23 protein-coding genes are annotated in these 24,661 nt (G+C 74.2%); 7 read left to right on the top strand and 16 right to left on the bottom strand.

Annotated features, from left to right (window positions below; translation table 11 throughout):
- The first annotated feature begins 45 nt into the window (after positions 1 to 45).
- Both BD833_RS07735 and leuS read left to right on the top strand, forming a co-directional pair.
- Positions 46 to 762: a winged helix-turn-helix transcriptional regulator gene (locus BD833_RS07735; RefSeq protein WP_166532555.1), complete on the top strand. Its 717-nt coding sequence runs from the start codon at positions 46 to 48 to the stop codon at positions 760 to 762.
- A gap of 258 nt (positions 763 to 1,020) precedes the next feature.
- Complete coding sequence (leuS, locus tag BD833_RS07730; protein ID WP_166532554.1) at positions 1,021 to 3,924, top strand: leucine--tRNA ligase; 2,904 nt, start codon at positions 1,021 to 1,023, stop codon at positions 3,922 to 3,924.
- Positions 3,925 to 4,036: 112 nt separating this feature from the next.
- Here the strand turns inward: leuS and BD833_RS07725 are convergent, their stop codons facing one another.
- From BD833_RS07725 to BD833_RS07710, 4 genes are read right to left on the bottom strand one after another with little or no spacing between them, the layout of a single operon-like run.
- Positions 4,037 to 4,420 (bottom strand): PPOX class F420-dependent oxidoreductase, encoded by a 384-nt coding sequence (locus BD833_RS07725; protein WP_166532553.1) that lies wholly within the window; start codon positions 4,418 to 4,420, stop codon positions 4,037 to 4,039.
- Complete coding sequence (gene lipB, locus BD833_RS07720; RefSeq protein ID WP_166532552.1) at positions 4,420 to 5,073, bottom strand: lipoyl(octanoyl) transferase LipB; 654 nt, start codon at positions 5,071 to 5,073, stop codon at positions 4,420 to 4,422. The genes BD833_RS07725 and lipB overlap by 1 nt, the downstream gene beginning before the upstream one ends.
- A 20-nt stretch (positions 5,074 to 5,093) precedes the next feature.
- The gene (locus BD833_RS07715; RefSeq protein ID WP_166532551.1) at positions 5,094 to 5,828 is read right to left on the bottom strand and encodes a Type 1 glutamine amidotransferase-like domain-containing protein; all 735 of its coding nucleotides are present in this window, start codon (positions 5,826 to 5,828) and stop codon (positions 5,094 to 5,096) included.
- The gene (locus BD833_RS07710; protein ID WP_166532757.1) at positions 5,828 to 7,186 is read right to left on the bottom strand and encodes an NAD(P)/FAD-dependent oxidoreductase; all 1,359 of its coding nucleotides are present in this window, start codon (positions 7,184 to 7,186) and stop codon (positions 5,828 to 5,830) included. Before BD833_RS07710 ends, BD833_RS07715 begins: the two co-directional genes overlap by 1 nt.
- Positions 7,187 to 7,301: 115 nt before the next feature.
- Between BD833_RS07710 and BD833_RS23205 the strand changes: the two genes are divergently transcribed.
- The gene (locus tag BD833_RS23205; RefSeq protein WP_166532550.1) at positions 7,302 to 8,924 is read left to right on the top strand and encodes a serine/threonine-protein kinase; all 1,623 of its coding nucleotides are present in this window, start codon (positions 7,302 to 7,304) and stop codon (positions 8,922 to 8,924) included.
- Positions 8,925 to 8,940: 16 nt separating this feature from the next.
- Here the strand turns inward: BD833_RS23205 and BD833_RS07700 are convergent, their stop codons facing one another.
- From BD833_RS07700 to lpdA, 3 genes are all read right to left on the bottom strand, one after another.
- Positions 8,941 to 9,846: a TIGR01777 family oxidoreductase gene (locus BD833_RS07700; RefSeq protein WP_166532549.1), complete on the bottom strand. Its 906-nt coding sequence runs from the start codon at positions 9,844 to 9,846 to the stop codon at positions 8,941 to 8,943.
- Positions 9,847 to 9,932: 86 nt separating this feature from the next.
- A complete protein-coding gene (gene sucB / locus BD833_RS07695) occupies positions 9,933 to 11,840 on the bottom strand; it encodes a 2-oxoglutarate dehydrogenase, E2 component, dihydrolipoamide succinyltransferase (RefSeq protein WP_166532548.1) in 1,908 nt (635 codons plus the stop codon).
- A 46-nt stretch (positions 11,841 to 11,886) separates the two neighbouring features.
- A complete protein-coding gene (gene lpdA, locus BD833_RS07690) occupies positions 11,887 to 13,266 on the bottom strand; it encodes a dihydrolipoyl dehydrogenase (RefSeq protein ID WP_166532547.1) in 1,380 nt (459 codons plus the stop codon).
- Between the two features lie 156 nt (positions 13,267 to 13,422).
- Between lpdA and BD833_RS07685 the strand changes: the two genes are divergently transcribed.
- Entirely contained in the window at positions 13,423 to 13,755 is a 333-nt protein-coding gene (locus tag BD833_RS07685; RefSeq protein ID WP_166532546.1) for an oxidoreductase, read from the top strand.
- 107 nt (positions 13,756 to 13,862) lie between these two features.
- On the opposite strand, the gene BD833_RS07680 is transcribed toward BD833_RS07685, so the two are convergent.
- Complete coding sequence (locus BD833_RS07680; RefSeq protein WP_166532545.1) at positions 13,863 to 15,374, bottom strand: leucyl aminopeptidase; 1,512 nt, start codon at positions 15,372 to 15,374, stop codon at positions 13,863 to 13,865.
- Between the two features lie 155 nt (positions 15,375 to 15,529).
- Here BD833_RS07680 and gcvT point away from each other — a divergent pair, with 155 nt between their 5' ends.
- Positions 15,530 to 16,648 carry a glycine cleavage system aminomethyltransferase GcvT gene (gcvT, locus tag BD833_RS07675; protein ID WP_166532544.1) on the top strand — a complete coding sequence of 373 codons (1,119 nt, stop codon included), beginning with the start codon at positions 15,530 to 15,532 and terminating at the stop codon, positions 16,646 to 16,648.
- Between the two features lie 22 nt (positions 16,649 to 16,670).
- Here the strand turns inward: gcvT and BD833_RS07670 are convergent, their stop codons facing one another.
- The 4 genes from BD833_RS07670 to BD833_RS07655 all read right to left on the bottom strand — a co-directional run bounded on the left by BD833_RS07670 (position 16,671) and on the right by BD833_RS07655 (position 19,098).
- Positions 16,671 to 17,810: a YihY/virulence factor BrkB family protein gene (locus tag BD833_RS07670; protein ID WP_166532543.1), complete on the bottom strand. Its 1,140-nt coding sequence runs from the start codon at positions 17,808 to 17,810 to the stop codon at positions 16,671 to 16,673.
- A 102-nt stretch (positions 17,811 to 17,912) separates the two neighbouring features.
- A complete protein-coding gene (locus BD833_RS07665) occupies positions 17,913 to 18,185 on the bottom strand; it encodes a DUF4235 domain-containing protein (RefSeq protein WP_166532542.1) in 273 nt (90 codons plus the stop codon).
- The gene (locus tag BD833_RS07660; RefSeq protein ID WP_166532541.1) at positions 18,182 to 18,667 is read right to left on the bottom strand and encodes a DUF3618 domain-containing protein; all 486 of its coding nucleotides are present in this window, start codon (positions 18,665 to 18,667) and stop codon (positions 18,182 to 18,184) included. Before BD833_RS07660 ends, BD833_RS07665 begins: the two co-directional genes overlap by 4 nt.
- Positions 18,664 to 19,098, bottom strand: a complete 435-nt coding sequence (locus BD833_RS07655) for a phage holin family protein (RefSeq protein ID WP_166532540.1) — start codon at positions 19,096 to 19,098, stop codon at positions 18,664 to 18,666. The genes BD833_RS07660 and BD833_RS07655 overlap by 4 nt, the downstream gene beginning before the upstream one ends.
- A gap of 122 nt (positions 19,099 to 19,220) precedes the next feature.
- Here BD833_RS07655 and BD833_RS07650 point away from each other — a divergent pair, with 122 nt between their 5' ends.
- Positions 19,221 to 19,433: a hypothetical protein gene (locus BD833_RS07650; protein ID WP_166532539.1), complete on the top strand. Its 213-nt coding sequence runs from the start codon at positions 19,221 to 19,223 to the stop codon at positions 19,431 to 19,433.
- Positions 19,434 to 19,508: 75 nt separating this feature from the next.
- On the opposite strand, the gene BD833_RS07645 is transcribed toward BD833_RS07650, so the two are convergent.
- Genes BD833_RS07645 through BD833_RS07635 form a run of 3 tightly spaced genes read right to left on the bottom strand, consistent with a single transcriptional unit; the run spans position 19,509 to position 21,971 of the window.
- Complete coding sequence (locus BD833_RS07645; RefSeq protein ID WP_166532538.1) at positions 19,509 to 20,492, bottom strand: aldo/keto reductase family protein; 984 nt, start codon at positions 20,490 to 20,492, stop codon at positions 19,509 to 19,511.
- An 11-nt stretch (positions 20,493 to 20,503) separates the two neighbouring features.
- Positions 20,504 to 21,313 carry an MBL fold metallo-hydrolase gene (locus tag BD833_RS07640; protein ID WP_166532537.1) on the bottom strand — a complete coding sequence of 270 codons (810 nt, stop codon included), beginning with the start codon at positions 21,311 to 21,313 and terminating at the stop codon, positions 20,504 to 20,506.
- Positions 21,314 to 21,353: 40 nt separating this feature from the next.
- The gene (locus BD833_RS07635; RefSeq protein ID WP_166532536.1) at positions 21,354 to 21,971 is read right to left on the bottom strand and encodes a DUF3043 domain-containing protein; all 618 of its coding nucleotides are present in this window, start codon (positions 21,969 to 21,971) and stop codon (positions 21,354 to 21,356) included.
- Between the two features lie 152 nt (positions 21,972 to 22,123).
- Between BD833_RS07635 and BD833_RS07630 the strand changes: the two genes are divergently transcribed.
- Complete coding sequence (locus tag BD833_RS07630; RefSeq protein ID WP_166532535.1) at positions 22,124 to 22,471, top strand: HesB/IscA family protein; 348 nt, start codon at positions 22,124 to 22,126, stop codon at positions 22,469 to 22,471.
- A 252-nt stretch (positions 22,472 to 22,723) separates the two neighbouring features.
- Here BD833_RS07630 and asnB read toward each other — a convergent pair whose 3' ends face one another.
- A complete protein-coding gene (gene asnB, locus BD833_RS07625; RefSeq protein WP_166532534.1) occupies positions 22,724 to 24,655 on the bottom strand; it encodes an asparagine synthase (glutamine-hydrolyzing) in 1,932 nt (643 codons plus the stop codon).
- Between the last annotated feature and the right edge of the window lie 6 nt (positions 24,656 to 24,661).

Here is a 24,661-nt window from a genome sequence, read left to right as displayed (position 1 = left end):
GTGGTCCTACCGTCGTTCCGCACGGGGTTGTCGGGAGGGGTCGCCATGCCCTCGCAGTACGGCCAGTTCTGCCCGGTGGCCAAGGCGATGGAGCTGCTCGACGAGCGGTGGACCCTGCTCGTCGTCCGCGAGCTCATGCTGGGCAGCCGGCACTTCAACGCGCTCCGCCGGGGTCTGCCCCGGATGTCACCGGCGCTGCTGTCCAAGCGGCTGCACACGCTGGTCCGCGCCGGTGTGGTGGAACGGTGGGCGGACGGCAACCGGGTCACCTACCGGCTCACCGAGGCCGGCCGGGAGCTGGAACCGATCGTCGACGCGCTCGGCCGCTGGGGCATCCGCTGGATCCCCGAGCTCGGCGACGCGGACCTGGACCCGCACCTGCTGATGTGGGAGATCCACCGCAACGTCGACACCGAGGCGGTGCCCGACGGCCGCACGGTGATCCAGTTCTGCCTTCCGGAGCCGGCGACCGCCCGGCGCTGGTGGCTGGTGATCGCTCCCGACGGGGTGGACGTGTGCGACGTGGACCCGGGCTTCCCGGTGCGCGTGACGGTGGAGTCCGACCTCCGGACGCTCACCCGGCTCTGGCGGGGGGACGTCGGGTGGGCCGAGGTGCTCCGCTCCGGGGCGGTCGTGCTGCGGGGGGAGCCGCAGGCCTGCCGCGCGCTCCCGCGCTGGCTGCGGCTCATCCCGGTCGCCCTGACGCCGCGTCCGGGCAGCCCACCGCTGGTCGCGACCGCGGCGCTCGCCCAGCCCGGCTGAGCCGGCCGCGACCTGGCCCGCGCGCCTCCGGTGGGCCGGACCGGGGCGCGCCGTCCGCCCGAACGGGCGAGGCCCGGGGCACGGCCGGAATCCGCGACGGCGGCAGCGCACCCAGACGGTAGGCTCGGACCCGTGACCAGGCGGCTCCTGCTCGTCCGGCCGTGCTGATCCGGGCCATCCCGGAGAGCACGGCGACCCCTCCTGCGTGAGGAGTTTTTTGATGTCCGCCGCCGGCACGAGGAACCAGGAGCGCACCAGATGAGCCAGACCGCCAGCCAGACCGGCGCCGAGCCCACCCGCGACGGGGTGGGCGGGGACATCCCTCAGCACCGGTACACCCCTGCGCTGGCCCAGCGCATCGAGCTGGCCTGGCAGGACCGCTGGGAGGCCGAGGGCACGTTCCACACGCCCAACCCGACCGGCCGGCTGAGCGCGGGCTTCGAGCGGGTCGGCGACCGGCCCAAGTACTTCTTGATGGACATGTTCCCGTACCCCTCGGGGGCCGGGCTGCACGTCGGGCACCCGCTGGGGTACCTGGGCACCGACGTCACCAGCCGCTTCCGCCGGATGGACGGCGACAACGTGCTGCACCCGATGGGCTACGACGCCTTCGGGCTGCCCGCCGAGCAGTACGCCGTCCAGACGGGTCAGCACCCGCGGATCACCACCGAGGCCAACATCAAGGCCATCAAGGCGCAGCTGCGCCGCCTGGGCGTCGACCACGACGACCGCCGCAGCTTCGCCACGATCGACCCGGGCTACTACAAGTGGACCCAGTGGATCTTCCTGCAGCTGTTCGGCGCCTGGTTCGACGACACCGCCGGCAAGGCCCGCCCGATCGAGGACCTGGTCGCCGAGCTGGACGCCGGGACCCGCGAGCCGGCGCCGGGGACCAACCCGTCGGGCCTGCGGTGGACCGAGCTGGACGACATCGCCCGCCGCAAGGTCGTCGACGCGCACCGGCTGGCCTACCTGAACGAGGCCCCGGTGAACTGGTGCCCCGGCCTGGGCACCGTGCTGTCCAACGAGGAGGTCACCGCCGACGGTCGCTCCGAGCGCGGCAACTTCCCGGTGTTCCGGCGTCCGCTGAAGCAGTGGATGATGCGGATCACCGCCTACGCCGATCGGCTGATCGACGACCTGGACCGCATGGACTGGTCGGACTCGCTGAAGCTGATGCAGCGCAACTGGATCGGCCGCTCGACCGGCGCGAAGGTCCGCTTCGGGTGCGGCAGCGAGACGATCGAGGTCTTCACCACCCGGCCGGACACGCTGTTCGGCGCCACCTACATGGTGTTGGCGCCCGAGCACCCGCTGGTGGCGACGCTGACGGCCGACGCCTGGCCGGACGGCACGGATGCGCGGTGGACCGGGGGAGCGGCCACGCCCACCGAGGCGGTGCGGGAGTACCAGCGGCAGGCATCGCGGCGTTCGGAGCTGGACCGCCAGGACACCGGGCGCGAGAAGACCGGCGTGTGGCTGGGCGTCACCGCGGTGAACCCGGTGAACGGCCGCGAGCTGCCCGTCTTCATCGCCGACTACGTGCTGACCGGTTACGGCACCGGCGCGATCATGGCCGTGCCCGGTGAGGACACCCGCGACTGGGACTTCGCCGAGGCGTTCGGCCTGCCGGTGGTCCGGACCGTGCAGCCGACCGAGGGCTTCGAGGGCGGTGCCTTCACCGGCGCCGGTCCGATGATCAACTCCGCCAACGACGAGATCTCGCTGGACGGCCTGGACAAGGCGTCGGCGATCGCGCGGATCACCGACTGGCTCGTGGCGAAGGGCGCCGGCGAGACGACCACCACGTACAAGCTGCGCGACTGGCTGTTCAGCCGGCAGCGCTACTGGGGCGAGCCGTTCCCGATCGTCTACGACGAGGACGACCTGCCGGTCGCCGTGCCGACGTCGATGCTGCCGGTGCTGCTGCCCGAGGTCGACGACTACTCGCCGAAGACCTTCGCCGACGACGACGCCGACTCGGCACCCGAGCCGCCGCTGTCGCGGGCGACGGAGTGGACGACGGTCGAGCTGGACCTGGGCGACGGGCCGAAGAAGTACCGCCGCGAGACCAACACGATGCCCAACTGGGCGGGCTCGTGCTGGTACTACCTGCGCTACCTGGACCCCGCCGACGACGAGCGCATGGTCGACCCGGAGCTGGAGAAGTACTGGCTGGGCCCGCGCGAGCCCGGTGACGTCGGCGGCGTGGACCTGTACGTCGGCGGTGTCGAGCACGCCGTCCTGCACCTGCTGTACGCCCGGTTCTGGCACAAGGTGCTGCACGACCTGGGCCACGTCTCCAGCGAGGAGCCCTTCCGCCGGCTGGTCAACCAGGGCTACATCTCCGCCTTCGCCTACACCGACGCGCGCGGCTTCTACGTGCCCGCGGCCGACGTCGTGGAGAAGGACGGACGGTTCTTCTACGAGGGCGAGCCGGTCAACCGCGAGTACGGGAAGATCGGCAAGAGCCTGAAGAACATGGTCACGCCCGACGAGATGATCGGCGCGTACGGCGCGGACACGTTCCGGGTCTACGAGATGTCGACCGGCCCGCTGGACCAGTCGCGCCCGTGGGAGACCAAGGCCGTCGTCGGTTCGCAGCGGCTGCTGCAGCGGATCTGGCGGGTCGTCGTCGACGAGCAGACCGGCGCGGTCCGGGCGGCCGACGACGTCGAGCCGGCCGAGCAGACGCTGCGCGCGCTGCACCGGACCATCGCGGGAGTGCGCGACGGGTTCTCGACGCTGCGGTTCAACATCGCGATCGCCCGCATCACCGAGCTGACCAACCACCTGACGCAGACCTACGGCGCCACGTCGCCGGTCCCGCGGCCGGTGGCCGAGGCGCTCGTGCTCATGGTCGCCCCGCTGGCGCCGCACCTGGCCGACGAGCTGTGGACCCGGCTGGGCCACGACGGCTCCTCGGCATGGACGCCGTTCCCGGTGGCCGACGAGCGCTGGCTGGTCGAGGACACCGTGCAGGTCGCCGTCCAGGTCAACGGCAAGGTGCGCGCGCAGGTGAGCGTGCCGGCCGATGCCGACGCGGCGGCCCTGGAGGCGGCGGCGCGGGCCGACGAGCGGATCGCCGGCTACCTCGACGGCGCGACGGTGCGCCGCGTGGTCGCCGTCCCCGGCCGGCTGGTCAACTTCGTGCTGAGCTAGTACATCGCGATCCTCCGGACCGCACCGCGTCCACGTGCCGTACCCCGGCACGTGGAGCCCTGTCGTCGCGCCTGCGCGGACCCCTCCGGGGCCCACTCGGCACGACCAGGGGTCAGCGGGCGCTGAGGCGAATGAGTTCGTGCCGCTCGCCCTCCCGGCGGAGCACCCGGTGCCACAGCCGGGAGGTGGCGTTGCCGAGGGTGAACTTCAGGCCGTAGGCCCGGCGGAGCGCCGACAGCGCTCCGGGACGTCCTCCCGGCGGCACGAACTCGGCGACCGCCTCCACGGCCGGTCCCCGCACCCGGCCCCGGACGTCGCACGGGGCGACGGTGACCCGGCTGGTGTGGCGGAGGCGCTTCACCTTGCCGGAGTCGGCGCGGGTCCAGACCACCAGCGAGTCCCCGTCGGCCGCCGCCCACACCGGCGTCGCCACCGGGACCCCGGTGCGGCGGAAGGTGGTCAGGCTGACGTACTCGCTGTCGGGGAGCGCGGGCATCAGGAGGCCGGCACCGCGGTCAGGACCGCGCGCATGGCCTGCTCGACGGGGCCCAGCGCGTCGGCGACGGGCACGTCGCGGCCCAGCTCGGCCGACAGCGAGGTGACCCCGGCGTCGGGGATGCCGCACGGGATCATGTTGCCGAAGAACGCCAGGTCGGGGTCGCAGTTGAGTGCGAAGCCGTGCATCGTCACGCCGCGGGCCACCCGGATGCCGATGGCGGCGATCTTGCGCTCCACGCGGTGGCCGGTGCCCGGGGCGTCGGCCGGCAGCCAGACCCCGCTGCGTCCCTCGACGCGGCCGGCGTCCACCCCGAACCCGGCGCAGACGTCGATCAGCGCACCCTCCAGCCGCCGCACGTAGGCCACCACGTCGACCGGGTCGGGCAGCGCGACGATCGGGTAGCCGACGAGCTGGCCCGGGCCGTGCCAAGTGATCTTGCCGCCGCGGTCGACGTCGATCACGGGGGTGCCGTCGAACGGCCGCTCGTGCGGCTCGGTGCGGCGGCCGGCCGTGTACACCGACGGGTGCTCCAGGAGCAGCATCGTGTCGGGGATCTCGCCGGCGACCCGCTGGGCGTGCAGCTCGCGCTGCGTCTCCCAGGCCTCCTCGTAGGGCACGGTCCCGGCGCGCACAACCCTGAGCTCGGTCACGGCACCAGCCTAGGCCCGCGTCACCCGAGGCGGCGCGGCTCGACCCGGGTCTCCACCGCGGTCCCGTCCGGCCCGCGCTCGACGCGGTAGGCCGCCGCACCCGGGCGGTCGGACACCGCCTCCACCAGGTCGGTGCCGCGGTAGACCAGGCCCGCCCCGTCGTCGGTGGCGTGCCCGCCGGGGAGCGTGCCGTCGGCGACCAGCCGGTGGTAGAGCGGGCGGCGCTGCGGCTCGGAGTCGTAGTGGACGCCGTTGGAGGTCGGGATCAGCCCGAGGCCGTTGACGACCGGCCGCAGGTCGGGGCCGTAGGAGTCGGTGGTGCCGCCGACGTGCCAGCACAGCGATCCGGCCGAGACACCGGCGAGCACGACCCCGGCCGCCCACGCCTCGCGGAACACCTCGTCCAGCCCGTGCACCCGCCAGACCGCCAGCAGGTTGGCCACGCTCCCTCCGCCGACCCAGACCACGTCCTGCGCCAGCAGATGGGCCCGCAGGTCGGGAACCGTGGGCATCGGGAAGAGGCTGAGGTGGCTGACCCGGACGGCGCTGCCGGCGAACGCGCCGTACACGCCGGCCAGCCGCGCCGGGTCGTCCCCGGTCGCCGTCCCCAGGTAGCACAGCCGCGGCTGCGCGGGCGCCCCGGCGAGCTGGATCGCGAGGTCGAACACCGGCCCCGGCGCCCAGTCGGAGGGGCCGCGGCCACGGGCGGCGAAGCCCATGCTCGTGGCGAGGATCGTGGGTGCGGTGGCGGGCATCAGCCGGCGCCCTGCACGTCGGCGCCCTGCACGTCGGCGCCCTGCACGTCGGCGGAACCGGCCGGCCGCAGCGCGCGGAGGACGGCGCGGGCCGCCCGCGCACCGCTGGCCATCGCGCCCTGCACGTCGGCGGAACCGGCCGGCCGCAGCGCGCGGAGGACGGCGCGGGCCGCCCGCGCACCGCTGGCCATCGCGCCCTGGATGGACGGGGTGTCGCGGTGGTCGCCGCAGACGTACAGGCCGTCGCCCAGGGCCACGGGGCGGCGCAGCTGCAGGGGCGGCAGGGCGGCCGGTTGGGCGCCCTGGACGGTGACCGAGGTCAGGTGCTCGAGGTCCGACGGCGCCACCCCGTGCAGCGCCGCGATCTCCGCGCGCAGCTCCTCCTCCCGCGTGGGCACCAGGGTGGAGCTGGCGACCAGCGCCCGGCCGTCGGGGCTGTACCGGGGCTGGGCGTCGGACACCACGGCGCTGTTGACCACCGGGCTCCCGGGGCGGCCCAGCACGATCAGCGGGGTGGACCACGGCGACCCGGGCAGCACGTGCAGGTGGGTGGTGACCTGCCGCGGCGCGGCGGCCTCCACCGCGGGGAGGAGCCCGGTCGCCGTCGCCGGGTCGGTGGCGACGACGACGGCGTCGGCGGACCAGGTACCGCCGTCGGTGCGCACGGTGCCGGGGGAGACCGCGCGGGCCGGCGTGTGCAGGTGCACCCGCCCGGCGGGGAGGCGGGCGGCGAGCTGCTCGCCGATGGCCTGCATGCCCTCGGCGGGCAGCCCGGTGGAGCCGCGGACGAAGCTGCGCCACAGCAGGTCGACGTACCGGCTGGAGGTGGCGAGCTCCTCCTCGAGGAGGACGCCGGCGAGGAACGGCCGCAGGAACAGCTCCAGGGCCGCCTCCCCGATGCCCGCGGCGCGGAGGGCCTGCTCCGCGGACTGCTCCGGCGCGCCCAGCAGGCGGCCGACGGGGGTGTAGCCGGCGCGCAGCGAGAAGGCCACCAGGGCAGCCTTCTCCCGGAGGGAGCCCAGCGGTGCCGTCGCCGTCGCCGGCACCGCGGACGGCCGGCGGCGGGGATCGACGACCCGGTGCGCACGCCCGTCCACCCGGAGGACCGCACCGCGCTCGAACCAGCCGAGCCGGAGGTCCGGGAGGTCGAGGTCGGCCGCGCGCGGATAGCCGGTGTTGAACACCTGGAAGCCCCGGTCGACGAGGAAGCCGTCGATCCGCTCGGTGGCCAGCCGGCCGCCGGCGTGGCCGCCGGCCTCCAGCACGTGCACGTCCAGCCCGGCGTCGGCGAGCCGGGTGGCCGCGGAGAGCCCGGCCAGACCTGCACCGACGACGAGGACCTCGGCGCGCGACGGCATCGACACGGCCCGACGGTAGCCGGACCGCACCGCGGCGGCCGGGCGGACGCCGTACCGACGCCGGGCCTGTGGACAACGCGGGCGGCGGTCGCGCGATCCGGCCTACGGTCCCGGCATGTCCGCCGTCGTCCCGCCCGGGGAACCCGCCGCCCAGCCGCCCGCGGTGCCCGGCTACACGCTCGAGGCGCTGCTCGGCCGCGGCGCATCGGGGGAGGTGTGGCGGGCCGTCGCCCGCGAGGGTGGCGAACCGGTCGCGGTCAAGGTGCTGGTGGCGGGCGACCCGGCGCGGCAGGCCCGCGAGGCGGCGCTGCTCGGCGAGCTGGACCACCCGCACCTGGTGCGCCTGCACGAGGTGGTGCACCAGCCCCGGAGGGGCGGCGCCCCGCGGGTCGCCCTGGTGCTCGACCTGCTCGACGGTGGCAGCCTCGCCGACCTCCTGGCCCGGCGCGGCCGGCTGCGGCCGGGGGAGGTGGTGACGGCGATCGCGCCCGTGGCTGCCGCGCTGTCGCACGCGCACGGGCACGGCGTCGTCCACGGTGACCTGTCGCCGGGCAACATCGTCTTCACCGCGGAGGGGCGCCCGGTGCTCACCGACCTGGGTGTCGCACGGGTGCTGGGGGAGACGGCTGCTGCGGAGGTCACCCCTGCCTACGTCGATCCCGTGGTCGCCCGCGGCGGCACGCCCGGCCCGGCGTCGGACGTGTTCGGGGTGGCGGCGGCCGCGTTCCACGCGCTGACCGGCATCGCCCCGTGGAACGCGGCCCGTCCGGCCGACACCCTCGGGGTCGCCGCCGGCGGCGAGCTGCCGGACCTTCCCGAGCTGGCGCCCGAGGCGCCGCCGGAGCTGATCGCCGTCATCAGCCGCGGGCTGGCCGCGAACCCGCACGAGCGGGGCAGCGCGGCGGCCTTCGCCCTCGACCTGAGGCGCGCCTGCCGGCCGGAGCCGGTGGGGCTGCGCGCGGCCCCCCGGGCGGCCGGCTCCGGCCGGCCGGACGCGCGCACCGAGCTGACCCATGTGGTGCCCGGTCGCCGGCCCCGGCCGGCGCCGGTCGTCGTCGACCCGGACGCGCGCCGGCGCGGCCGGCTCCGGGCCGCCGCGGCCTCCGGACCACTGGCGCGGGGGCTGCTGGTGGCGGCGATCGTCCTCGCCGCGCTCGCGGTCACCGCCTGGGCCGGCACCCGCTGGGGAGGAGGCGGGGGCACCCCCGCCACCTCCGCCGTCGCGGCCACCTCCCCGGCACCGGCGCCCGCGGTACCCACGTCAGCGGCCGAGGAGCCGCTGCCCGGAGAGGCGGCGCCGGCCGAGGAGCTGGAACCGGACGCTCCGGACCTGGCCCGGCCGGTCACCGAGGAGGAGTGGACGGCGGTCGTGGCGCGGCTGTACGAACGGCGGGCCGCCGGGCTGAGCGGAGATCCAGCGGTGCTCGACGAGGTGTACGCACCCGGCAACGCCCTGCAGGCGGCCGACGCGGAGCACGCCCGTGCGCTGGCCGCCGCCGGTGAGCAGCTGCGGGGGTTCGCGCCGGCCGTCGTCGACCTCTCCGTCGTCGACGCCACCGCGGACCGGGCCGAGCTCCTGCTCACCGATCGCTGGCCGGACTACGACGTCGTGCGCTCCGGGGACCCGGACGGCGACGCGCTGCGCACGGTGGCCGGCCGACCGGACACGGCGGTGCGGATGGTCGTGGTCCGCACCCCCGAGGGCTGGCGGATCGGCTCGGCGGAGCGGGTGGGCTGAGCGGCTCGGAGACCTCTCAGCCGCGGGCCACCGCAGCGCGGAGAGCCGCCTCGACGTCGGCATGGGCGAAGCGGAAACCCGCCTCTTCGAGCTTCGCGGGCACGGCGCGCTGACCGGCCAGCACCCCGACCCGGGCGAACTCGCCGAGGACCACCCACAGCGCGGGGGGCGGGACGGCGAGGACGGCCGGCCGGTGCACGACGCGGCCCAGCGCGGCGGTGAACTCGGTGTTCGTGACCGGGGCCGGACCGCACAGGTTGACCGGCCCGGGCACGGGGTGGTCCAGCAGGAACCCGATCGCCCCGATCTCGTCGGTCTGGCTGATCCAGGGGACGTACTGCCCGCCGCTACCCAGCCGCCCGCCGAGACCGGCCTTGAAGATCGGCAGCAGCCGGGACAGCAGCCCGCCCCGCCCGAGCACCAGCCCGGTCCGCAGCGTGGTCACCCGAACGCCGGCGGCCTCCGCCGGTGCGGTCGCCCCTTCCCAGGCCACGCAGACGCGGGCCAGGAAGTCGTCTCCGGCGGGATCGGACTCGTCGACCACGCGGTCGCCGGTGTCCCCGTACCAGCCGACCGCGGAGGCGTTGAGCAGCACCCGCGGCCGGTCCCCGTCCGCGGTGGCGGCATCGGCCAGGGCCTCGCTGATCGTGGCCGTCGCATCCACCCGGCTGGTGAGCACCGCCTGCTTGTGGCGCTCGCTCCACCGCCGGTCACCGACGCCCACCCCGGCGAGGTTGACCACCGCGTCGACGTCCCGGAGCACGGCCGGGTCGATCCGCCGGTGCTGCGGGTCCCAGCGGTGCTCGTCGGCGGTACGCGGCGTGCGGCGCACGAGCTGCAGCACCTCGTGGCCGTCGTCGCGCAGGGCGGGCACCAGCGCGCCGCCGATCATCCCGGAGGCACCGGCCACGGCGATCTTCACGGACGCTCCTCAGGGGTGCAGGCCACGGCGGGCCCCGGGAGGGGGCCCGCCGTGGGCTCGCGAGTGGTACGGGCCGGCGTCCTCGCTCAGCCGAGGCCGAGCTCGCCGTGGAACTGGCCGGCCTCCAGCCGCTCCTTGACCGTGGTGAGGAAGCGGGCGGCGTCGGCGCCGTCGACGATCCGGTGGTCGTAGGTGAGCGCCAGGTAGACCATCGACCGCACCGCGATGACCTCGCCGAGATCCGCGTCCTGCACCACGACGGGCCGCTTCACCACCGAGCCGACGCCCAGGATCGCCACCTGCGGCTGGTTGATGATCGGGGTGTCGAACAGCGCGCCCCGGCTGCCGGTGTTGGTCAGCGTGAAGGTGCCGCCACCCAGCTCGTCCGGCGTCACCTTGTTCGTGCGTGTCCGCTCCGCCAGGTCCGCGATCTTTCGCGCGATCCCGCCGATGCTCAGGTCACCGGCGTCGTGGATCACCGGGACGAGCAGGCCGCGCTCGGTGTCGACGGCGATGCCGAGGTTCTCCGCGTCGTGGTAGGTGACCGTGCCGGCCGCCTGGTCGATCGAGGAGTTCACCGACGGGTGCTGCTTGAGCGCCTCCACCGCCGCCTTGGCGAAGAACGGCAGGAAGGAGAGCTTCACGCCCTCACGGGCCTCGAAGCCGGCCTTGGCCTGCTGCCGCAGCTGGGCGATGCGGGTGACGTCGGCCTCGAGGACCGTGGTCAGCTGGGCGCTGACCTGCAGCGACTCCACCATCCGCTTGGCGATGACCGTGCGCAGGCGGGACATCTTCTCGGTGCGCCCACGCAGCGACGTGTCCGGCGTCGCGGCCGGGGACGGGGTGCGCGGGGCGGACCCACCGGCGGCGGGGGCGGAGGCCGCCGGAGCGGCCGGCTTGTCGGCGGCGGCGAGGACGTCCTGCTTGCGGATGCGGCCGCCCACGCCGGTGCCGGACACCGACGCGAGGTCGACGCCGCGCTCGGCGGCCAGGCGGCGCACCAGCGGGGTGACGTACTGGCCGCCGCCGTCACCCGACGGCGCCGGAGCCGAGGCGGCCGGGGCCTGCGGGGCCACCTGGGGCGGGGGCGCGTCGGTCGGCGACTCGGAGGGCTGGGCGCCGCTGGCGCCGTAGTCGCCGCCCGGCTGGGTGCTGGCCGGGTCGGCCTGCTTGGCCTGCGGGGCAGCCTGGGGCTCCGGCTCGGCCGGGGCCTCCTGCTTGGGTGCCTCCTGCTTCGGTGCCTCCTGCTTCGGGGCCTCCTGCTTCGGGGCCTCCTGCTGGGGCGCCGGGGCGGGAGCGGAGCCGCCGCCCGAGGCGCCGGTGCCGATGACGGCCAGCTGCGCGCCGACGTCGACGGTCTCGTCCTCGTTGACGGTGATCTCCAGCAGCGTGCCGCCGACCGGCGCCGGGATCTCGGTGTCGACCTTGTCGGTGGAGACCTCCAGCAGCGGCTCGTCGGCGGTCACCTCGTCGCCCACGGCCTTGAGCCAGCGGGTGACCGTGCCCTCGGTGACGCTCTCGCCGAGCGCCGGCATGGTCACCGGAGTGCCCTCGCCGCCACCGCCACCGCCACCGCCACCACCGGAGGCCTGGGCCGGCTCGGGCTCGGGCTCCGGCTCGGCGGCCGGCTGCTCGTCACCGGAGGGGCCGGCGTCCTCGACCTGCTGGTCGGGGGACTGGGGAGTGGTGTCGGCGTCCTCGGCGGAGGCCGGCGGCGCGGACTCGCCGCCCTCGTCGCCACCTCCGTCGCCGTCGCCGTCCCCACCGATGACGGCCAGCTCGGCGCCGACGTCGACGGTCTCGTCCTCGGCGACGAGGATCTTGGTCAGCACGCCGGCGGCGGGCGAGGGGATCTCGGTGTCGACCTTGTCGGTCGACACCTCGAGGAGGGGCTCGTCGACCTCGACCTGCTCACCCTCCTGCTTGAGCCAGCGGGTGACCGTGCCCTCGGTGACGCTCTCGCCCAGGGCGGGCATGGTGACGGACGTCGGCATCGGGGGAGGACTCCTTCTGGCGGTGCGGGATGGGGGAGGGGATCGATCAGCCGTGCACGTGCAGGGGCTTGCCGGCCAGCGCCAGGTGCGCCTCGCCGAGTGCCTCGCTCTGGGTCGGGTGGGGGTGGATGAGGCTCGCGACGTCGTCGGCCTCGGCCTCCCAGTTGTAGATCAGCTGGGCCTCGGCGATGAGCTCGCCGACGCGGCTGCCGACCATGTGGATGCCCACGACCGGGCCGTCGGGCGCCTGGATGAGCTTGACCGCGCCGGTCGTCTTCAGGATCTGGCTGCGCCCGTTGCCGGCGAGGTCGTAGGTGAGGGTCTTGACCTCGCCGTAGCGCTCCTTCGCCTGCGCCTCGGTCAACCCGACGGAGGCGACCTCGGGGTCGGAGTAGGTGATCCGCGGGACCCCGGCGTAGTCGATCGGCGCCGGCTCGAGCCCGGCGACCCGCTCGGCGACGAGGATCCCCTCGCCGAAGCCGACGTGCGCCAGCTGCAGGGTCGGGACGAGGTCGCCGACGGCGGAGATCGTCGGGATGTTGGTGCGCATGTACTCGTCGACGAGGACGTAGCCGCGCTCCATGGCCACGCCGACCTCCTCGTAGCCGATGCCCGAGCTGACCGGGCCGCGACCGACGGCGACGAGCAGCAGCTCGGCCTCGATCTCCTTGCCGTTCTCGAGGGAGACCTTGACGCCGTTCTCGGTGGTCTGCACGCCGGAGAAGCGGCTGCTGAGCTCGAAGGCGATCTTGCGCCGCCGGAACGCGCGCTCCAGCAGCTTCGAGGCGGACTCGTCCTCGAGCGGGACCAGGTGCGGGAGGCCCTCGACGATGGTGACGTCGACGCCGAAGGACTTCCAGGCGCTGGCGAACTCGCACCCGATGACGCCGCCGCCGAGGATGATCGCCGAGCTCGGTACCCGGTCCAGGTCGAGCGCGTGGTCGCTGGTGATGACCTTGGTGCCGTCGATCTCCAGGCCCGGCAGCGAGCGGGGGTAGGAGCCGGTGGCCAGCAGGACGTGCTTGCCCTCGTAGGTCTGGCCGTTCACCTCGACGGCCGTGGGGGAGACCAGCCGGCCCTCGCCCTCCACGTAGGTGATCTTGCGGGCCTTCACCAGGCCCTGCAGGCCCTTGTAGAGCTTGGAGATGACGCCGTTCTTGTAGTTGTTGACGCCGTCCATGTCGATGCCGGCCAGCGAGGTCTTGACGCCGAACTGCTCGCCCTCGCGGGCCAGGTCGGCGACCTCACCGGCGTGCAGCAGGGCCTTGGTCGGGATGCAGCCGCGGTGCAGGCAGGTGCCGCCGACCTTGTCCTTCTCGATCAGGACGACGTTCAGGCCGAGCTCCGCTGCCCGGAAGGCTGCGGCGTAACCGCCCGAACCACCCCCGAGGATGACCAGGTCGGCGGGGGAGGCGGGTGCGCTCACGGGTGCTCCTCAGGTGCGTAGGACGGCGTCCCCGCTCGAGCGGGCGGGGGCTGGACCCCATCCTGCCACTCCGGGAACGACCTGGCCGGGACCACCGTTGCTTCCCCTGCGTCGCGGTGATCACCGCGGGCTCGGGTCGAGGACGGGGAGACGGCGATGGGTCTGTTCGACCGGTGGCGCAGCCGCCGCGGCCGGAGCGGCGACGGGCGCCGCGCCACGCTGGACCGTGGGTCGCAGCGGACCGATCTCCGGCACCTGGAGGAGTTCGTGGCCACCCGCCGCGGCGTCGAGGGCTACGTCGAGCCGCGGACGGCGGTCACCGAGGCGACGATCGTGCTGGTCGCCTCGGACGGGGAGTGGACCCGGCGCCGCATCGGCGGCCCGGAGGTGGCCCGCCGGCTCTCCCGCGAGCTGGCCATCCCCGTGTACGACGCCCAGGTCACCGGCTATCCCCAGCGCATGCGCGACTGGAGCGCCCGCCACAAATGAGTGGGGGCGCCGGCAACCGGCGTCCTGGCTCACCTCCGGTGGTCCTGGCTCACCGCTGACGGTGAGCCAGGACCCGGAACGATCAGGTCACCTGATCATCAGGGGGGTCAGCCGGCGATGAGGTCCTCGATCGTGGCCAGCAGCGTCCGGACCGGGACGCCGGTGCCGCCCTTGACCGTGTAGCCCCACGGCGCCGAGGTGTTGTAGCTCGGGCCCGCGATGTCGATGTGCGCCCACGGCAGCCCGGCCGGCACGAACTCCGACAGGAAGTGCCCGCCGACCAGCATGCCGCCGAGCCGGTCGGTGTTCGCGTTGACGAAGTCCGCGACCGTCGAGTCCAGCCCCTTGCGGAGCTCGGGCGGGAGCGGCATCGGCCAGACGGCCTCGCCGCTGCGCCGGGCCGCGGTGACGACGGCCTCGCGCAGGTCGTCGCTGCCCATCACACCGGACGTCCGGGCGCCGAGGGCGACCATCTGGGCACCGGTCAGGGTCGAGGTCTCCAGCAGGACGTCGGGTGCGTCCTCGGCGGCGCGGGCGATGGCGTCGGCGAGGACGACGCGCCCCTCGGCGTCGGTGTTGGTGATCTCGGCCTTCTTGCCGTTGCGGAAGGTCACCACGTCCGCGGGGCGGTAGGCGGTGCCGCTGGGCAGGTTCTCGGCCATGGGGACCGTGGCGGTCACCTCGACGGGCAGCCCGAGCTGGGCGACGAGGCACACGGTGGCGATCACGGCGGCGGCGCCGCCCATGTCGCTCTTCATGTCCTCCATCTTGGCGGCGGGCTTGATCGAGATGCCGCCGCTGTCGAAGGTGATCCCCTTGCCGACCAGGGCGATCTTCTTCCGGGCGCCGGGCCCGGTGTAGGACAGCCGGAGCAGCCGCGGCTTGCGCGCGGAGCCACCGCCGACGGCCAGGATGCCGCCGTAGCCGCCCGCGGCGAGCGCGTCCTCGTCGAGGATCTCGGTGGTCAGGCCCAGCTTCTCGCCGGCCGCCGCGCCGCGCGCCGCGAACTCGGCGGGGTACAGGTCGTTCGGCGGGGTGTTGACCAGGTCGCGCACCAGCCAGACCGCGTCGGCCACCGCGCGCACCCGGCGCAGCGCCGCCTCCGCCGCCCCGGCGCCCGGGACGACGATGGTGAACTCGCTCGGCGGCGTCGGCCGGTCGGCGGGCAGCTGGGACTTGTAGGCGGTGAACTCGTACGCGCCCAGCAGGGAGCCCTCGCCGACCGCGTGCAGGCGGTCGGCGTCCGGGGTGCCTCCGACGGCGGCCAGCAGGCTCACCACCGAGCGGCGTCCCTTGAGCGCCCGGCTCGCCGAGCCGGCGGCGCGGCGCAGCGCCTCGGGCAGGTAGCCGCCGGCGGCCTCGGGCGCGCCCAGCCCGACGACGGCGACCACCGGGAAGGGGCCCTGCCCGAACGCGGGGAGCCGGGTGACCTCGTCCTGCGCGCCGGTGGCGCCCAGGTCGGCCAGGGCGGGGAACAGGCGCCCGCCGAGCAGTCGGTCGACGGCTTCGGCGCCGGGTGTCGGCAGCGGCCCCTCGGGGCCCTTGCCGACGGCGACGACGACGGCGTCGCCGGTCAGCTTCTCGAGCGGGTGGTCGGTGGCAGAGATCGTCGGCGGCACCGGTCGATCGTAGAAGGACCCCCCGCTCCCCACCCCTCGCAGGCTCGGTGCGGGTCGCTGCGGGGGGCCGTTCCAGCAGGTCACCTGCTCGCGTGGCATCCCTGCGACAGGCCCGTTCCGATCGGTCGGGGCCCGCCCCGGCTAGCGTGACCGCCGTGAGCCCGCTGACCTCGCCCCTCCACGACCGGCACCTCTCGGCCGGGGCCAAGCTCGCCGACTTCAGCGGCTGGTCGATGCCGATCGAGTACGCCGGGGGCGGGGTCCTGGCCGAGCACACCGCGGTGCGCACCGGCGTGGGGCTCTTCGACGTCTCCCACCTGGGCACCGGCACGGTGCGCGGGCCGGGGGCCGCGGCCTTCGTCGACGCGTGCCTGACCAACGACCTGAGCCGCATCGGGCCCGGGCAGGCGCAGTACACGCTGTGCTGCGTGCCCGACGGGGAAGAGCACGCCGGGGGAGTGGTCGACGACCTGATCGCCTACCTGCACGGCGACGACGACGTCCTGCTGGTGCCCAACGCCGCCAACGCCGGCGAGGTGCTCGGCCGGCTGGCCGACGCGGCGCCGGCCGGCGTCACCGTGCAGGACCGGCACACCGAGGTCGCCGTCCTGGCCGTGCAGGGGCCGCGCTCGCTGCAGGTGCTGGAGCTGCTCGGGCTGCCCGGGGAGATCGGCTACATGTCCTTCGTGACCGGCACCGGGGGAGCCGGCGCGGAGGTGACGGTCTGCCGGACCGGCTACACCGGTGAGCACGGCTACGAGCTGCTGGTCGCCGCCGACCGGGCCGGGGAGCTGTGGGACGCGCTGCTGGAGGCCGGCCAGGACGTCGGCATCCGGCCGTGCGGGCTGGGCGCCCGCGACACGCTGCGCACCGAGATGGGTTACCCGCTGCACGGGCACGAGCTCTCCCGGGAGATCACGCCGGTGCAGGCCCGCGCCGGCTGGGCGGTCGGCTGGGGGAAGGCCGCGTTCTGGGGCAGCGAGGCGCTGCGCGCCGAGAAGCAGGCCGGCCCGGCCCGGCAGCTGCGCGGCGTGCGCGCCACCGGCCGCGGCATCCCGCGCCCGGGCATGGCGGTGCTCGACGGCGCGGGGCGAGCGGTCGGCGAGGTCACCAGCGGCACGTTCTCCCCGACCCTCAAGACCGGCATCGGGCTGGCGCTGCTCGACACGGCGGCCGGGGTGGCGGACGGCGCGGAGCTCGCCGTCGACGTCCGCGGTCGCCCGCAGGCGGTCGAGGTCGTGCGACCGCCGTTCGTCCCCTCGCACGTCCGCTGAGCCCGGGCGCCGGGGGAGCCGGCTAGGGCGCGGCCTTGCGCGTGGGGTCGCTGTCGCCCTTGTCCGGCTCGGCCTTCGCCGGCAGCGTGTCGGCCTTCACCGCATCGCGCTCACCCATCGGCATGGGCTCGCCGTCGGTGGTGTCGAGGCCGGTCTGGTGCTCGGCCTCGGAGTTGATCTCCGCCCCGAGGAGCACCAGGTAGCAGGTGAGGTACAGCCACAGCATCAGCACGATCACGCCGGCGATCGCGCCATAGGTCTTGTTGTACGAGCCGAAGTTGTTGACGTAGAAGGTGAAGCCGAGGCTGACCACCGCCCAGACGACTGTGACGACGAGCGAACCCAGGCTGACCCAGCGGAGCTTCGGGGCGTCCCGGTCCGGCGCGAGCCGGTAGAGGACGGCGAGCGACCCCGCGACGACGATCAGCAGCAGCACCCAGCGGCCGATCTCCGCCAGCACGGTGCCGACCGAGCCCAGCGGCAGCGCGTCGAGGACCACCGGGAGGACGGCGACCAGGCCGATGGTCAGCACGACGAACACGATGGCGCCGAGGGTGAGGGCCAGCGAGAGCGCGCGGAGCTTGACGAAGTTGCGGGTCTCCACCTCGTCGTAGGCGATGTTGACCGCCTTCACCAGGTTGTTCACGCCGCCCGAGACGCTCCACAGCGCACCGAGGATCGACAGCACGAGGCCCCACGTGAGGGCGCTCTCGGCCTCGGTGATGTTCGCGACCTGGGTCCCGATCAGCGTCCGGGCGTCCTCGGGCAGCCCGGTGGTGAACGACTCCACCTGGGCGGCCGCCTGCTCGCGGGAGACGATCAGGCCGTAGATCGAGATCAGCGCCAGGAGCGCCGGGAAGATCGCCAGGAAGCCGAAGAACGCCACCCCGCCGGCGATGATCGGCATGTTGTCGGCGTTGTTCTCCGCCCAGGCGCGCTTGAGGACCTGCTTCCAGCCGCGGGCGGGGATCTGCGTCGGCGCCGCGGCGTGGATGCCGGGGAGCTCGTCCTGGCCGGGGGCGCCCGCCGGCAGCCGGTTCGGGTCGTGCGCCGGCCCACCGGCCGCCGTCGTCCGCGCGGCCGCGGCACGCCGGGCGGCCTTCTCCTCGACGCGCTGGCGGATGCGGTCGACCGCGCTCTCGCGGGGGCGGGTGCCGGTCACTGCGTCTCCCTGGGGCTGGGCCGTCGTCTGCTGGGCCGTCCGGCCGCGAGGTGGGTGTGGCGTGCCGGTGGCCGGGACCGGGGTCCCGGCCACCGCCGGGTGTCAGTCGCCCGGCCACGCCCCGGTGAGCTTGGTGAAGCCCTCCGCGCCCAGCCGGTCGATGGTCGCCTTGGTGGCCGCGAAGATCGCGCCCTGGAGCGCCGCGGAGACGATGATCTCCCACATCGGGTACTCGCTCTGCAGCGCGTCCGGTGCGTCGTCCTCGCCGCTGATGCGCTTCCACACCTGCTTGAAGACCGCTCCGGACACGGCACCGGCCGCGATACCCGCGGCCAGGCCGATCGGCCGGTAGGCGAGCTTGGCTCCCTTGCTCAACGCTTCCTCCTCGTTCTGCGGCGGGCCTGCTTCTCGGCCTGCCTCGTGGCCTTCCGCGCATCCTTCTCCACCTTCTTGGCGGCCTTCTGCGCGGCGATCCGCCGAGTGGCCAGCTCCTTGCGGGCCCGCTTCGCCTGGCGCTTGCGGCCCGTTCCCGCCCCGACGACGACGAGCTCCTCGGTGCTGGCCCGCCGGCGGGCGCGCCGACGGCGCCACAGCACCAGGCCGACCAGCCCGGCCAGCGCGGCGCCGGCCCCGGCGACCGCCGGCGGGCTCTCGCGGTAGGTCTCCACCGCGGTGTCCTTGGCGCGCGCCGCGCTCTCCTTCGCCCGTGCGGGGACGTCGAGGCGCTGGCTGAGCTCGTCCACCGTGCGGCCGAGCTGTTCGCGCGTGGCCTCGATGTCGGCCCGGATCTGGTCGGGGTCCGTGGGACCGGCGGCGGACTGCCCGTCGTCCGGTCCCGAGCCGCTGGGGGTGCTCATCGGTGTGCGCTCTCCTTCACGGTCGCGATGTCGGTCTTGACGCTGGAGATGGCCTCGGTCGGCACCGGCGGGGACCCCTTCTGCACGTCCTTCTTGCCGACGAGGGCCAGCACACCGGCGACGGCGAAGAGGGCCACGGCGACGATCAACGCGGCCAGCCAGGCGGGGAGCACCAGGGCCAGGGCGAGGATCGCCGCGGTGATGAGGGCGGCGAGGCCGAAGAAGGCGACGAGGCCGGCGCCCCCGAAGAGGCCGGCGCCGACGCCGAGCTTCTTCGCCTTCTGGGTCACCTCGGCCTGCGCGAGACGCGCCTCGTCGCGGACGAGGCGGCTGATCTGCTCGGTGAGCTGGCCGATCAGCTGCCCGGTCGAGGCGTTCTCGGGCACGGGGGAAACATCTGCGCGGGTGGCGCCGGGGCGGGGTGCGGTCATCGGTCCTCCGGTTGGGCGGGTCGATGCAGGTCCATGCCCCCGGCGGCGCAGCCGTAACCGGAGGGGGCGCGCGCACGGGCGCGGCGGTGCCCGAGGTCACCGCCGCCACTAGCCTTCGGCGCATGAGCTGGCACTGGCGTCTCGAGGACCCCGCTGGATCCGCCCTCGACCCGGCCTCGGTCGGGGTCGAGGTCCCGGAGGAGGACAACCAGGGTGACGCGGAGTCCTGGCTGGGGGAGAACTGGCGCGAGCTGCTCGACCGCGGGGTCGCCGCGGTCACCCTGCTCGAGGGCGAGCGCAAGGTCTACGGGCCCATGGGCCTCGACGAGACCTGACCCTCGGGTAGAGGTTCATGGTCGGCGTGCCGGCCTCCCCGGTCCTCCCGCGGAGGGCGGGGAGGCCGGCAGGCCTCAGCCGCGCGCGGTCTTCGCCGGGTCCCGCTCCACGACGTCCCCCAGGACGTCGTCGATCCGCGTCATGACGTCGGCCTCGAGGGTGACGCCGGCGGCCGCGACGTTGTCCCGGACCTGCTCCGGACGCGTCGCGCCGATGATCGCGGCGGCGACGTTGCGGTTCTGGAGCACCCAGGCCAGTGCGAGCTGCGCCATCGACAGGCCCAGGTCGTCGGCGATCGGCCGGAGCTGCTGCACCCGGCCGAGGATGTCGTCGGTCATGAACCCCTGCATCGACTGGCCGGCCTGGGCGTGACCGGCGCGGCTGTCGGCCGGCGGCTGCTCGCCCGGCCGGTACTTGCCGGTGAGGATGCCCTGCGCCAGCGGCGACCAGACGATCTGGGAGACGCCTTCCTTCTCCGATGTCGGCACGACCTCGGACTCGATCACCCGCCAGAGCATCGAGTACTGCGGCTGGTTGCTGATCAGCTGGATGCCGAGCTCCCGCGCGAGCGCGGACCCGGAGGCGATCTGCTCGGCGTTCCACTCCGAGACGCCGATGTAGAGGGCCTTGCCCGAGCGGACCAGGTCGGCGAACGCCGTCATGGTCTCCGCGAGCGGGACGGAGGGGTCGTAGCGGTGGGCCTGGTACAGGTCGACGTAGTCGGTCTGCAGCCGGCGCAGCGACGCGTGGCAGCTCTCGATGACGTGCTTGCGACCGAGCCCGCGGTCGTTCCGTCCCGGTCCGGTCGGCCAGTACACCTTGGTGAACAGCTCGATCGACTCGCGCCGGTGGCCCGCGAGGGCCGTGCCCAGGACGGTCTCGGCCCGGGTGCCGGCGTAGACGTCGGCGGTGTCGAAGGTGGTGATGCCGGCGTCCAGGGCGGCCCGCACGCACGCGTGCGCGGCATCCTCCTCGACCTGGCCGCCGTGGGTGAGCCAGTTGCCGTATGCGATCTCGGAGATGGTCAGGCCGGAGCGGCCGAGGCGTCGGAATTCCACGTCCGCGGACGCTAGCCGCCGGCCGGGGCGGGCGCCCGGTCGGGCCCGCACTCCAGCACCGCACCGTCGTCGGCCAGCCGCGCGCCGCAGTCGCGGAGCCGCCCGGCCAGGAGCGCGGCCGGCGGGTTGTGGTGGCTGAGGTGCACGGCGACGACGTCGGTCGCGGGGGTGACCGCACCCACCGCCCGCAGCCGATCCAGCTGGACGGGGAACGTCGCGAGATCGAGGTGCCCGGTGCCGTGGTCGGCCAGGTCGCCGAAGGTCTGCTCCAGCAGCAGCACGTCGTAGGCGGCGTCGCGGGTGGCGGCCACCGTCGACTCGGGCAGCGGCCCGGTGTCGGTGGCGTACAGCAGCCGCACCCCGTCGGGGCCGGTGACGTCGTACAGCGCTGTCGGCACCTCGTGCGCCCCGGCGAGGACGCGGACGCCGTACCCGGCCCGGGTCAGCGACGTGCCGGGCTCGACGGGCACCAGCTCCACCGGGTCGGCCGGGGCCAGCCAGGGCCGGACCGCCGCCAGCACCGGGGGAGGGCCCACGACCGTGAGGGGTTCGGACCGGCGCACCCACTGGCGGGCCAGCAGGACCAGCGGCGCGCAGTGGTCGGGGTGGTCGTGGGTGACCAGCACGGTGCGCACCCCGGCCAGCGAGACGCCCTCCGGTGGCGGGGCCGGCGAGAGGTCCAGCAGCAGCACGCCGTCGACCAGCGCGGACGTCGGCCGGCGCAGCTGCCCGCTGCGGCGGGCGTCGGCGCACGACGCGCACGTGCACCAGGGGTTGGGCCAGCAGTCGGCGGCGCCCGTGCCCAGCAGGGTGACCCGCATCAGCCGCGCGGAGCGCCGCGCCGTCCGGCCGGGACGGCGCTCAGACCTCGGCGCCGAGCGGGACCTCGGGCTTGGGGAACCGCCACCGGCGGATCATGGTCGACCGGCTGATGCCGTACCAGACCAGGCCGCGCGTCTTGTGGTTCCCGTCGGGGAACCGCTGGGCGACGGCGCTCTTGATCTTCCGGCTGAGCACCACCGAGTCGATGATGAGGAGCAGGAAGAAGCCGAGGAGCACGAAGCTCGAGTAGCTCTTGACCGCCATGCTCGGGACGAGCGTGCCCACGAGGGCCACCGCGGCGACCGCCAGGAAGAAGCTGCCGACGTTCCGCCGGCTGTCGACGACGTCCCGCACCAGCTTGCGGACCGGGCCGCGGTCCCGTGCGGGCAGATAGGCCTCGTCACCGCGCGCCATGCCCTGCCGGGACTGCGCGCGCTGGGCGGCCTGCTGCTCGCGCATGCGGCGGTAGGCCTCCTTGCGCGTGGTGGGCGGAGGCGGCGGCGGCCCCGGCCGCCGGCCCTGTGCGACGGTGCGCTTGGGGGTCGGGCGGCCCTTGCCGCCGGCCTTCACCAGCTGGTCGTCCAGCTCGCCGGTGGACGCGGACGTGGCGTCGGTCGTCTCGGCGTGGTCACGGCGGCCGGGCAGGCGGAGCTTCACGGCCAGGAAGTCTACGTGTGTGAGCAACGCGGCCCCGGAGGTCGAGCTGCGAGCCGTACAGTGGGTGCGCACGGGAAGAAGGAGCCGTTCCGACGGCGTTCGTCCGCGGTAGGACCGCCTACGCGGACACCCCGGAGGGAGAGGACAGGAATATGACGGTGCAGGACACCACGGCCACCGGCGTCGTGCTCAGCGACCCCGCGGCCGCCAAGGTCAAGGCGTTGCTGAACCAGGAGGGCCGCGACGACCTGCGGCTGCGCATCGCCGTCCAGCCCGGTGGCTGCTCCGGCCTGCGGTACCAGCTCTTCTTCGACGAGCGGTTCCTCGACGGCGACCAGACCTACGACTTCGACGGTGTCGAGGTGATCGTCGACCGGATGAGCGGCCCGTACCTCGGCGGCGCGGTCATCGACTTCGTCGACAGCATCGAGAAGCAGGGCTTCACGATCGACAACCCCAACGCGCAGGGCTCCTGCGCGTGCGGTGACTCCTTCAACTGAGCCGCCCGCACGACAGAGGCCCGGTCCCCGAGGGGGACCGGGCCTCTGACGTTTGCAGGGTCGCGCCGAGTGGGCCCGGAGGGTCCGCACAGGCGTGACGAAACAGCTCCTTGGATCAGGGGAACGGCACCCGGTCTGGTCACGACGAGTGGAGGCCCGGAGGGTCTCCGCGAGGAGTGACGGACGGGCTCCGCGTCCCAGGGGAACGGCACGTGGCCGCCGTGCGATCCGGAGGATCGCCGTGTCAGGGCGTCACAACCGGACGGGGTAGACCGTCGCCGGGATCTCCGGCGTGATCCGCTCCTCGACGAAGATCCCGTGCCAGACCATGAAGACCAGCAGCGTCCAGAGCTTGCGCGAGTGGTCGACCGGTGAGCCGGCCCGCTGGTTCTGCCGGTGCGCGGTGAGCATCGCCAGCACCTGTTGCTTGTCCAGCCACTGATCGGTCTGGCTGTCCTCGATCACCTGCCGTGCCCAGTCGTGCAGGTCCTCGGCCAGCCAGTGCCGGGTGGGCACGGGGAAGCCGAGCTTCCGCCGGTCGAGCACGTGCGGCGGCACGATCTGCTCGAGGGCCCGGCGGAGGGCGTACTTGGTGGTCTCCTTCGTGACCCGCTGGCCGACCGGGATGGTGGACGCCACCCGGAACACCTCCGGGTCCAGGAACGGGACCCGGAGCTCCAGCGAGTTCGCCATGGTCATCTTGTCGGCCTTGACCAGGATGTCGCCGCGCAGCCAGGTGAACAGGTCCACGTACTGCATCGCGGTGACGTCGTCGTAGCCCGCCGCCCGGGTGCGGGCGTAGAGCTCGCGCGTGACGGCGACGTGCGAGAGGTCCGGGTCCCGCTGCTCGAGGAAGGTCAGCTCCTCGTCGCGGAAGATGCGGGCGTTGCCGTAGTACCGCTGCTCGAGCGGGATGGCGCCGCGCCGGAGCAGGTCCTTGCCGCGCATGCCGTCGGGGAGCTTGGTCGACAGCGTGCCCAGCGCCCGGCGGATGCCGCCGGGGAGCTTGTCGAACGCGGCCAGGGACAGCGGCTCGCGGTAGATGTTGTAGCCGCCGAACAGCTCGTCGGCGCCCTCGCCGGAGAGCACCACCTTGACGTGCTTGCGCGCCTCGCGGGCCACGAAGTACAGCGGCACGAGCGCGGGGTCGGCGACCGGGTCGTCCAGGTACCAGACCACGAGCGGGATCGACTCGGCGAACTCCTCGGCGGTGACCACCTTGGTCACGTGCTCGACGCCGATCGCCGCCGCGGACTCCGCGGCGACGTCGATCTCGGAGAAGCCCTGCCGCTCGAAGCCGACCGTGAAGGTCATGAGGTCGGGGTTGTACCGCTTGGCCAGCGCCGCGATGGCGGTGGAGTCGATGCCACCGGAGAGGAACGAGCCGACGGTGACGTCGGCGCGCATGTGCACCCGGACCGAGTCGTCGAGGACCTCGGCGATCCGGTCGTAGAGACCCTGCTCCTCGTCCTTCGCGACCGGCTGGACCGGGAAGGCCGGGTGGAAGTAGCGACGGGTGGTCAGCTCGCCGTCCGCCACGGTGAAGCACGTCCCGCTCTCGATCCGGCGGATCGCCCGGTGCAGGGTCGCCGGCTCGGGGACGTACTGCAGGGTCAGGTAGTGCTGCAGCGAGGCGCCGTCCACGCCGCCGGCCGCGGTGCTGCCGCCGAGCAGCTGGAGCAGCGCCTTCTTCTCCGAGGAGAAGGCGAGCGCACCGTCGGCCAGCCGGGTCGTGAACAGCGGCTTGATGCCGAAGGGGTCGCGGGCGCCGAAGACCGTCTGCCGCTCGGCGTCCCAGATCAGGAAGGCGAACATGCCGCGCAGCCGGTGGACGACGTCCTCGCCCCACAGGTGGTATCCCGCGACGATCGCCTCGGTGTCACCCTGCGTCGCGAACTCCGCGCCGGCGGCGGCGAGCTCCTCGCGCAGCTCCAGGTAGTTGTAGATCTCCCCGTTGAAGACGATCCGGTAGCGGCCGTCGGCGTAGGGCATGGGCTGGTGGCTGTGCTCGATGTCGATGAAGGACAGCCGGTTGAAGCCGTACACGACGCGGTCGTCGGACCAGACCTCGGTCTCGTCGGGGCCCCGGTGCCGCAGGCAGGGCAGCGCGGCCCGGACGTCGGAGACGACGCCGTCGGTCACGCGCGGCGCGTCGGTCGAGAAGTAGGCGAGCAGGCCACACATCAGGCG

The sequence above is a fragment of the Blastococcus xanthinilyticus genome (assembly GCF_008124835.1).
GTDB lineage: Bacteria > Actinomycetota > Actinomycetes > Mycobacteriales > Geodermatophilaceae > Blastococcus > Blastococcus xanthinilyticus.
The sequence above is the reverse complement of the archived record's forward strand: the minus strand, read 5'-3'. Positions and strand labels throughout refer to the sequence as shown.

Coding starts and splice junctions, on each gene's coding strand:
- BD833_RS07735 (WP_166532555.1), top strand. CDS start 46: ATGCCCTCGCAGTACGGCCAGTTCTGCCCGGTGGCCAAGGCGATGGAG.
- leuS (WP_166532554.1), top strand. CDS start 1,021: ATGAGCCAGACCGCCAGCCAGACCGGCGCCGAGCCCACCCGCGACGGG.
- BD833_RS07725 (WP_166532553.1), bottom strand. CDS start 4,420: ATGCCCGCGCTCCCCGACAGCGAGTACGTCAGCCTGACCACCTTCCGC.
- BD833_RS07715 (WP_166532551.1), bottom strand. CDS start 5,828: ATGCCCGCCACCGCACCCACGATCCTCGCCACGAGCATGGGCTTCGCC.
- BD833_RS07710 (WP_166532757.1), bottom strand. CDS start 7,186: ATGCCGTCGCGCGCCGAGGTCCTCGTCGTCGGTGCAGGTCTGGCCGGG.
- BD833_RS23205 (WP_166532550.1), top strand. CDS start 7,302: ATGTCCGCCGTCGTCCCGCCCGGGGAACCCGCCGCCCAGCCGCCCGCG.
- sucB (WP_166532548.1), bottom strand. CDS start 11,840: ATGCCGACGTCCGTCACCATGCCCGCCCTGGGCGAGAGCGTCACCGAG.
- BD833_RS07685 (WP_166532546.1), top strand. CDS start 13,423: ATGGGTCTGTTCGACCGGTGGCGCAGCCGCCGCGGCCGGAGCGGCGAC.
- BD833_RS07660 (WP_166532541.1), bottom strand. CDS start 18,667: ATGAGCACCCCCAGCGGCTCGGGACCGGACGACGGGCAGTCCGCCGCC.
- BD833_RS07655 (WP_166532540.1), bottom strand. CDS start 19,098: ATGACCGCACCCCGCCCCGGCGCCACCCGCGCAGATGTTTCCCCCGTG.
- BD833_RS07650 (WP_166532539.1), top strand. CDS start 19,221: ATGAGCTGGCACTGGCGTCTCGAGGACCCCGCTGGATCCGCCCTCGAC.
- BD833_RS07640 (WP_166532537.1), bottom strand. CDS start 21,313: ATGCGGGTCACCCTGCTGGGCACGGGCGCCGCCGACTGCTGGCCCAAC.
- BD833_RS07630 (WP_166532535.1), top strand. CDS start 22,124: ATGACGGTGCAGGACACCACGGCCACCGGCGTCGTGCTCAGCGACCCC.
- asnB (WP_166532534.1), bottom strand. CDS start 24,655: ATGTGTGGCCTGCTCGCCTACTTCTCGACCGACGCGCCGCGCGTGACC.